Annotated in this window: 6 protein-coding genes and 1 rRNA gene; all 7 read left to right on the top strand. The window is 49.5% G+C overall.

Annotated features, from left to right (window positions below; genetic code table 11):
• Positions 1 to 84: 84 nt before the first annotated feature.
• Positions 85 to 873, top strand: coding sequence for an aldolase (locus tag ABUL11_RS10385; RefSeq protein WP_350283784.1), 789 nt, complete (start codon positions 85 to 87; stop codon positions 871 to 873).
• Complete coding sequence (locus tag ABUL11_RS10380) at positions 873 to 4,562, top strand: PAS domain-containing hybrid sensor histidine kinase/response regulator family protein (RefSeq protein WP_350283783.1); 3,690 nt, start codon at positions 873 to 875, stop codon at positions 4,560 to 4,562. The genes ABUL11_RS10385 and ABUL11_RS10380 overlap by 1 nt, the downstream gene beginning before the upstream one ends.
• The gene (gene sucC / locus ABUL11_RS10375; RefSeq protein ID WP_350283782.1) at positions 4,559 to 5,752 is read left to right on the top strand and encodes an ADP-forming succinate--CoA ligase subunit beta; all 1,194 of its coding nucleotides are present in this window, start codon (positions 4,559 to 4,561) and stop codon (positions 5,750 to 5,752) included. The genes ABUL11_RS10380 and sucC overlap by 4 nt, the downstream gene beginning before the upstream one ends.
• A gap of 2 nt (positions 5,753 to 5,754) precedes the next feature.
• On the top strand, positions 5,755 to 6,630 hold the full coding sequence (sucD, locus tag ABUL11_RS10370; protein ID WP_350283785.1) for a succinate--CoA ligase subunit alpha: 876 nt from the start codon (positions 5,755 to 5,757) through the stop codon (positions 6,628 to 6,630).
• Between the two features lie 36 nt (positions 6,631 to 6,666).
• Positions 6,667 to 6,990, top strand: a complete 324-nt coding sequence (locus tag ABUL11_RS10365) for a hypothetical protein (RefSeq protein WP_350283781.1) — start codon at positions 6,667 to 6,669, stop codon at positions 6,988 to 6,990.
• Positions 6,991 to 7,014: 24 nt separating this feature from the next.
• Positions 7,015 to 8,442, top strand: a complete 1,428-nt coding sequence (gene dacB / locus ABUL11_RS10360; RefSeq protein ID WP_350283780.1) for a D-alanyl-D-alanine carboxypeptidase/D-alanyl-D-alanine endopeptidase — start codon at positions 7,015 to 7,017, stop codon at positions 8,440 to 8,442.
• 369 nt (positions 8,443 to 8,811) lie between these two features.
• Positions 8,812 to 9,169 (top strand): 16S ribosomal RNA (locus ABUL11_RS10355); the annotation flags it as partial.

Genomic DNA, 9,169 nt, shown 5'->3' with positions numbered 1-9,169 from the left:
TGCTTGCAGTGACAGGAAAAATACGGAAAACTGTCGATCACGACGGTTAAAAGTTTTTCATGAAAAACAGGGAGATTCGGATCTATGAGCGGTGAAACGTTTGGTCTCGACAAGCAGCAGCTAATGGAACGCGAGTTTGCTCAAATGGAAAGCAAACTGCCCGGCGCGGTTTATTCGATTCGTCAGAAGGTAGCTTTGACCTGCCGCATTCTGTTCGATAACGGTCATGATTCTGGTTTGGCCGGGCAGATTACCGCGCGTGGGGAAACGTCGGGTACATTCCTGACGCAACGGCTGGGATTCGGGTTCGATGAAATCAGCGCAGGGAATTTGTTGCTGGTCGATGAGGATTTACAGGTGCTGGAAGGGGATGGCATGCCCAACCCTGCAAATCGCTTTCATTCCTGGGTTTATCGGGCGCGCTCCGATGTGCGCTGTATTATCCATACCCATGCACTGCATACAGCAGCGCTCAGCATGCTGGAAGAGCCGCTCGTTATTTCGCATATGGATAACTGTGTATTGTATGACGATGTGGCTTTTTTGCCTAAATGGCCGGGGGTGCCGGTGGGTAACGAAGAAGGTGAGCTGATAGCAGGTGCATTGGGTAATAAACGTGCGTTGTTGCTTGCTCATCACGGGCTGCTGGTCGCCTGCAGCAGTATCGAGGAAGCTTGTCTGATCGCGCTTGCGTTTGAACGTGCTGCACGCATGCAGTTACTCGCAAGTGCAGCCGGCAGGATTCAGCCGATCGAGCCGGTACTCGCGCGGGAAGCGCATGACTGGATTTTGCGTGTGTCGCGCAGTGCGAGTGCTTTTGCCTACTACGCCAGGCGTACTCTGAAACAGTGCCCCGACTGTTTGCTGGAGTAATGATCCTCACATCACTTACTCAGCGGTTTGCCATCTGGTTTACGCTGGTGGCGTTATTGCCGATTGCACTGGTTGGTTACGGCTTGCTGCATATTTTTGAGGGCGAAATCCGTAAATCGGCCATTCAACAGGTTTCATCGATTGCTGACAAAAAGGTTGAGCAGATTGATTCCTATCTGCGTGAGCGGATATTAGATGCAATTTTCATCCAGACAAGTGATACGACTCGTCAGGCGATAGACGAATTTTCACAGACATTCAGCCAGTCTGGAGTCGATTCTGAAACCTACCGTGCGCTGGATGCACGTTATCGGGCGCATTACGAACGCTACCTTGAAGGTACGGGTTACTACGATCTGTTCCTGATATCCCCAGACGGCTGGATTGTTTTTTCTGTCGGCCATGAGTCTGATTTTGCTACCAGTCTGCTGACAGGTCCCTACCGGGATAGCGGGCTGAGCCAGGTATTTCGCCAGACAAAGGAGACGCATCAGAACAGTTTGTCCAGCTTTGAATACTATCCACCATCGCATGGTGCGATCGCTGCATTTGTAGCCGTACCCATCATGATTGAAGGAAATTTCCACGGGGTACTGGCACTGCAGATCTACAGTGAACATATATTCGATGTGTTGACCAACAATGTGGGGTTGGGTGAAAGTGGCGAGACGGTTGTTACTTACATGGAAAACAAGCATTTGGCCCGGGTGATGGCACCTCTGCGGGAAGATCCTGATGCTGCTCTGAAACGTACCATATCGCTGGATGAGCCATTGTTTTCACTGGCGATCAGAAACAGTTTGAGTGGTGAACATGGCGGAGGAGTAGTTGCCGATTTCCACGGTAAACCGGTGATTGCAGCATGGCGATATCTCCCGCGCGTGGATTGGGGGATGGTAGTACAGATCAGTACTGAAGAAGCATTTGCTTCAGTAATGCAGATGCGTGTCATGGGGCTGCTGGTACTGGGTCTGACTTTTCTGATGGCAATTTTAGGAGCGTTGTTATTCAACCGGCGAGTAGTGATGCCTCTCAAAAATCTCAATGAATGCGCGCAGGCGATCAATGCCGGGAATCTCCAGCATCATATCCCCGACGAAGGATGGGATGAAATCGGGAAACTGGCCAGTGCTTTCAATATGATGACCGAGCGCCTGGATATCAGTTACCGGCATCTGGAGGCGCGTGTGGCTGAGCGTACCGCCAGACTGGAGCAGCTCAATGCCGAATTGGCGATTAAAGAAGAGGAAACCCGCTCGGTCGTTGAGCATATGGTTGACTGCGTCGTGACGACTGACGAGCGAGGGGTGATGCTCTCTGTGAATCCAGTCATGGAAAAACTGTTCGGCTATACCGTGGAGGAAGCAATCGGACAGAATGTGGCAATTCTGGTGCCGGAACCGGATCGCGATATGCATGAATATTATATGCAGCGGTACTGCCATACCGGGTACGGTCAGAAATATGTGGGCCGTCCGCAGCAACCTGGTGGACATCATGTCGGACTAGGGCGTGAAGTCGAGGGGATACATAAGGATGGAACGCTTCTGCCGGTGTATCTTGCAGTCAGCGAGTATTTCGTAGGTGATAAGCGGCATTTCACCGGAATTATGCGTGATATGCGCGAACATGTGAAAATCCGGCAGGATCTGGAACAGGCGCGGCATGATGCGGAACTGGCCAATCAGGCCAAATCCGCTTTCCTTGCCGCCATGAGCCATGAAATTCGTACGCCGATGAACGGTGTGATCGGCATGATCGATGTATTGAGCCAGACCAGTCTGAGCAGTTATCAGAAGGAAATGACCGATCTCATCCGGGAATCTGCTTTTATGTTGCTCGAGATCATCGAAGATATTCTTGATTTTTCTAAGATCGAGGCCGGCAGACTGGAAATTGAACAGAGGCCCATGTCTCTGGAGAAAGTGGTAGAGCGTGCATGCGGGACGCTGACTCACATGGCTGCCAGCAAGGAGGTAGAGTTGATTCTGTTTGTAGACCCGGCTCTGCCGAAAAGTGTATTGGGCGATGCATTACGCTTGCGACAGATATTGATCAACCTGATCAACAATGCCATCAAGTTTTCCGGTGGTATGTCACGACCTGGGTGTGTCACCGTAAAAGCTGTACCGGCAGATATGGCTAATGGCGATATCGTGACTGTTTTGTTTCAGGTTATTGATAATGGTATCGGTATGGATGATGCTACCTGTGAACGCTTGTTCACACCCTTTTCCCAGGGAGATACTTCCACTACCAGACGCTTTGGCGGAACCGGCCTGGGTTTGACCATCTGTCGCCGGCTGGTTGAGCTGATGAAAGGCGATATTACTGTAGAAAGCCAGCCTGGCAAGGGCTCAACGTTTAAGGCGCGTATTCCATTCAGGATGATTCAGGGAGGGGCAATTCAGCAGGATGAGCCTGATGAAGTGGATCTTTCAGGATTGTCATGCATGGTAATGGGGAGTGAAGATGGATTGAGTCCCCAGCTGGCAACCTATCTGAAATACGCTGGTGCTGCAGTTGAACGTATAGCCGATTTGTCTGCCACACTTGAACGAATCGGACAGCTTTCGCCAGGTCAGTGGTTGCTGGTGGCAGATGCGAGTGACGGAGAGTTTCCGGTGGACGAATTACGTGCTGCATTTGGTGATCGACCTGACGGAAGTGTGGGCAACCAACTCCGGTTTGTGATCGTCAGGCGAGGACGGCGTCATCGTGGCCGTATGGAAGAGGAAGGCGTTGTGACGCTTGACGGAAATGTGCTATATCGCCGAGTCTTTCTCCATGCAGTAGCGGTTGCGGCTGGCCGGGCGAAGCTGGAGGAAGATCAGACTGCTGCTGTGGAAGTTGTCAGTAAAGTAGTGCCTTTGTCACGGGAGGAGGCGTTGCAGCAGGGCAGCCTGATCCTGGTTGCGGAAGATAACGAGATCAACCAGAAAGTTATTCGCCAGCAGCTTACTCTGCTGGGGTTTGCTGCAGATATCGTCATCAACGGGCGTGAAGCATTGCAGAGTTGGAAAAATGGAGAGTATGCGCTGATACTGACTGATCTGCATATGCCGGAAATGGATGGATACCAGTTGACGCAATCGATTCGTTCCGAAAAAACTGGTCATTATCAAATTCCGATCATTGCGCTGACGGCAAATGCACTCAAGGGTGAAGCGGAAAAATGTCGTGCACTGGGAATGGATGATTATCTGAGTAAACCGGTGCAACTGGAGCAACTCAAGTCAGTACTGGAAAAATGGTTGCCAAGGTCGAAGCAGGCGGAACAACAGGAAGAAAGAATCCTGCAACCTTCTGCCACGACTGGAAAAATGGTGGTGGATATCGATGTACTCAAATCCCTGGTCGGGAGTGATCAGGCGATCATCAATGAATTTCTGCAGGATTTTCTCCGTGATACCCGCAAGATTGCCGAGCAATTGCATAGTGCGGTAACGGGTGACCAGACAGATAAAGCAAAGTTTGCTGCACACAAGCTTAAATCTTCAGCACGTTCGATTGGGGCACTGGCTTTGGGTGAGTGGTGTGCACAAATGGAGACGGCTGCGAAGGAAGATGATGTGGAAAAACTGGTGGAGCTGTTGCCAGGTTTTGAAAAGGAGCTGACTCACGTGGAGAGCTATATCAAAAAAGTATTGGCACAGCCTGATGTCGAGGCACAAAAGGATGAAATATGAAAATTCATGAATATCAGGCTAAAGCGATTCTCGGCCGTTACGGGGTGAGTATGCCAGCCGGGATTGCCTGTTTCAGCGTGGAGGAAGCGGTATTGGCTGCCGAGAAGCTGGGTGGAAACAAATGGGTGGTTAAAGCACAGATTTACGCTGGCGGACGCGGTAAGGGCGGCGGGGTGAAGCTGGCAAAATCCATTGCGGAAGTCCAGCAGTTTGCTGAAGCCATGCTGTTTGCTCCGCTGGTAACGCACCAGACCGGCCCGCAAGGCCGAATCGTACACCGACTGTATATCGAACAGGGAGTCGACATCAGCCATGAGTATTACTTGGCACTGGTGGTAGATCGTACTTCACAGTGCGTGAGTTTGATCGCGAGTGATGCTGGGGGGATGGATATCGAACAGGTTGCAGCGGATTCGCCGGAAAAAATACATAAAATTCAGATCGATCCGCTTGCGGGATTGAATCTTCGGGATGCTGAGAGAGTCGTGCGTGAGATCGATTTGCCCGAATCGTGTCAGTCGGCTGCGATAACCATGCTGGATACCCTGTATCGGGCATTCGATGAAAATGATGCTTCGTTGCTCGAAATCAATCCGCTGATTGTCACGCCGGATGATCATCTGATTGCACTGGATGCCAAAATGAATTTTGATGACAATGCCCTGTTTCGTCATCCTGAAATCGTTGCCTTGCGGGATCCGGATGAAGATGATCCGCTCGAGGCAGAAGCGTCGCAGCACGGGCTTTCTTATATTCCACTGGATGGCGATATTGCCTGTCTGGTCAATGGAGCCGGTCTGGCGATGGCCACCATGGACATCATCAAACTTTATGGTGGCAATCCGGCTAATTTTCTGGATGTGGGGGGTGGAGCAACCGTAGAGAAAGTGACCGAAGCATTCAAGCTGATGCTGAGAAACCCCGGTTTGCAGGCAATACTGGTCAATATTTTTGGCGGGATTATGCGTTGTGATGTGATCGCTGAAGGAGTGGTATCGGCAGCGCGTGAGGTGAAACTGACTGTTCCATTGATTGTTCGACTGGAGGGGACCAACGTGGAGCTGGGAAAAAAGATTCTGGCAGATTCAGGATTAACGATCATTTCTGCCAGCAACATGGCTGATGCTGCCAGAAAGGCGGTTGATGCAGCTGCTCGGCATCGTACTGAAACTGCAACCAGGAGGGCATGATTGTGGCAATACTGATCGATCGTCATACGCGCGTCATTACACAAGGGATTACCGGTAAAACCGGACAGTTCCATACGCGCCAGTGTCGTGAATACGCCTATGGCAGAGATTGTTTCGTGGCGGGAGTCAATCCCAAAAAGGCAGGAGAGGAGCTTGAAGGTATTCCGGTATTTGCAACGGTGGAAGAGGCAAAGAGGAAGACAGGTGCTACCGTATCAGTGATTTATGTACCTCCTGCTTATGCATCTGCAGCGATCGATGAAGCAGTGGAAGCCGAGCTGGATTTAGTGGTTTGTATTACTGAGGGTATTCCTGTTCGGGATATGTTGAGGACACGAGCTCGTATGCGTGGAAAAAAAACATTGTTGATCGGGCCCAATTGCCCGGGGATCATAACACCGGATGAATTGAAAATCGGTATCATGCCAGGCGCTATCCATCAGCAAGGTAGAATCGGAGTGGTTTCAAGATCAGGTACGTTGACTTATGAGGCAGTAGCCCAACTGAGTGAGCTGGGATTGGGGCAGTCTACCTGCATCGGTATCGGCGGTGATCCCATCAATGGTCTCAAACATATCGATGTCCTGAAGTTGTTCAATGAGGATAGTGAGACGGATGCAGTGCTGATGGTGGGTGAAATCGGTGGCACTGATGAAGAAGAATGCGCTCGCTGGGTCAAGGAGCACATGAAGAAGCCGGTGGTTGGTTTCATTGCTGGTGTAACAGCGCCTCCTGGTAAACGGATGGGGCATGCCGGTGCAATTATTGCTGGTGGTAAAGGGACAGCACAGGAAAAAATTGAGGTGATGGAGACATGTGGGATTCGTGTGACACATAACCCGGCTGAAATGGGCAAGCTGCTGAAATCGGTGATATAGCGGAAGGAAATATAATGAGTGAAAAAGGAGCAAAAAATGCTACGAGTTAATGTTGTCATGGTAATTATTGCTTTGCTGGCAGGCTGTACGATGGTGAAACGCCCGTTGCCTGGTCCTGCGCAACCAGCTCCGGATCCTGTCGTTCAGCAAAGACCACCCGGGCCATTGCCTCCCAGTACACGGCCAGCCTATAACCTTGCCGGTTATCCCAAAGCAGCTCAGGAGGGGTATGTAGATGGTTGTGAGACAGCAAAACAGTCGGCTTACGGATTCAAGGATAAAAAGCGTTATGCTGCCGATACGCAGTATCAGATGGGCTGGAATGATGGATTTTCCATCTGTCGCGGTAAGCGCCAATAAAATTAAACTGCTTTGCCGGATGCGATGAAAAGTTTTCTGAAAATAGCATGCTTACTGTGGGGTGTATTGATTTTTCCGGCTTACGCTGTTGATTTGCCGGATACGGTCAGGCAGGCGCTGAAAAAGGCAGGTATTCCCGAATCGGCTGTTGGTATTTATGTAAGAGAAGTTGGCGCTGACCGGCCGCTGCTATCGGTCAATGCAGATGTCCCAATGAATCCGGCATCTGTCATGAAGATCGTAACGACGTATGCCGGGTTAGAAATGCTTGGGCCATCCTATACATGGCGCACCGAGATCTATGCAAACGGTAATCTGGAAAATGGCAGATTGCAAGGTGATTTGATTATCAAGGGGTATGGTGACCCCAGTCTCAATCTGGAAAATTTTTGGCTGTTGCTGCGCCAGATTCGTCAGGCCGGGTTGCGGGACATCAGCGGCGATCTGGTGCTGGATTACGGCTATTATGGTTTCCCGGTAGAGGATCCAGGTGCTTTTGATGGCAAACGCTATAAAACTTATAACGTTGCTCCGGAAGCATTATTGGTGAATTATCGTACTTCAACGCTACATTTGTTTCCCGAACCACAGTATGGCAGAGTTCGAGTGATCGCTGATCCGGATGGCCAATTCCTGAATGTACAAAACCATTTAAAACTGACTCAGAAAAAATGTGGTGTGGGTGGAGTACAGGTAAACATTCGTGATGATATCCCGCAACAAGGGCATGTAACAGTGGCACTTGAAGGTGATTATTCGGTTCATTGCGGTCCGGCCGTCTATTACCTAAGTTTACATGAGAACACTGCGTATATTGATCAACTGTTTACCGGATTGTGGAAACAATTGGGTGGTACATTCAGTGGTAGAGTGCAGCGGGGAGCGGTGCCAAAAACATTGCATCCGATTAGTGTTTATCAATCTCCGCCATTGGCCGAAGTTATTCGTGGCATAAACAAATTCAGTAACAATGTGGCAGCAAAACAATTGTTTTTATCATTGGGGGAAACCCAATCGAAGGGCAACGGATTTGTTTCGCCAGATCTTGCTCGTGCCGGAATACGACAGTGGCTGTTATCAAAGAACATGAATTTTCCGGAGCTGGTACTGGAAAATGGCTCAGGATTGTCGCGTAAAGAACGCATCAGTACTCGTCATTTGAATGATCTGCTGAATGCGGCTTATTTTGCACCCACGATGCCAGAGTTCATAGCTTCCCTGGCAATAGTCGGAGTAGACGGTACGGCTCAGAAACGTCTGAAGAAATCTGTCGTCGCCAGAAAAGCACATATCAAAACAGGTACTTTGAAAGATGTTTCAGCAATTGCCGGGTATGTGTTGAACCACAAAAAAAGACGTTATGCAGTAGCATTTACGGTGAACCACCCAAGGTCAGGTGAAGCAAGAGCAGCTATGGATGCGCTTCTGGAGTGGCTATACATAAGAATATGAAGCCGGAAATAGGAATAAGAGACTCTTATAGTAAAGAAACTGGATAATAAATTACAGTACAGGCAGTGGTAGTTTTTATACTGGTAACGCGGCTATAGAAAAATAGATCTAATAAAATCAAATGGTTATGAATTTCTTTAGATTGCAGTGAATAAACCTATGCAAAATCGCTTGACTCAGTCAGTTTGTTCTATATAATGCGCATCTCTATCGCGATGACATCAGTCAAAGCAAAGTTCTTTAAAAAGCAAATAACCAATAAGTGTGGACGCTTGGCAATACAAGTTGCAAAGCTCAGGAAATCTGAGTAAAAGTTACAAACGTCTGCATATATCTGTAATCAGATAGAAGCAAGATGAGAAAGAGATAAAACTGAAGAGTTTGATCCTGGCTCAGATTGAACGCTGGCGGCATGCTTTACACATGCAAGTCGAACGGCAGCGGGGGCTTCGGCCTGCCGGCGAGTGGCGAACGGGTGAGTAATACATCGGAACGTGTCCTTAAGTGGGGAATAACGCATCGAAAGATGTGCTAATACCGCATATCTCTGAGGAGAAAAGCAGGGGATCGCAAGACCTTGCGCTAAAGGAGCGGCCGATGTCTGATTAGCTAGTTGGTGGGGTAAAGGCTTACCAAGGCAACGATCAGTAGTTGGTCTGAGAGGACGACCAACCACACTGGGACTGAGACACGGCCCAGACTCCTACGGGAGGCAGCAGTGGGGAAT

The sequence above is a fragment of the Nitrosomonas sp. genome (assembly GCF_040256045.1).
Taxonomy (GTDB): Bacteria; Pseudomonadota; Gammaproteobacteria; order Burkholderiales; family Nitrosomonadaceae; genus Nitrosomonas.
This window is presented reverse-complemented; position numbering and strand designations above follow the sequence as displayed.

What these genes read in the sequence shown, in the direction of transcription:
- ABUL11_RS10385 (WP_350283784.1), top strand. Translation starts at nt 85, where the DNA reads ATGAGCGGTGAAACGTTTGGTCTCGACAAGCAGCAGCTAATGGAACGC.
- ABUL11_RS10380 (WP_350283783.1), top strand. Translation starts at nt 873, where the DNA reads ATGATCCTCACATCACTTACTCAGCGGTTTGCCATCTGGTTTACGCTG.
- sucC (WP_350283782.1), top strand. Translation starts at nt 4,559, where the DNA reads ATGAAAATTCATGAATATCAGGCTAAAGCGATTCTCGGCCGTTACGGG.
- ABUL11_RS10365 (WP_350283781.1), top strand. Translation starts at nt 6,667, where the DNA reads ATGCTACGAGTTAATGTTGTCATGGTAATTATTGCTTTGCTGGCAGGC.
- dacB (WP_350283780.1), top strand. Translation starts at nt 7,015, where the DNA reads ATGAAAAGTTTTCTGAAAATAGCATGCTTACTGTGGGGTGTATTGATT.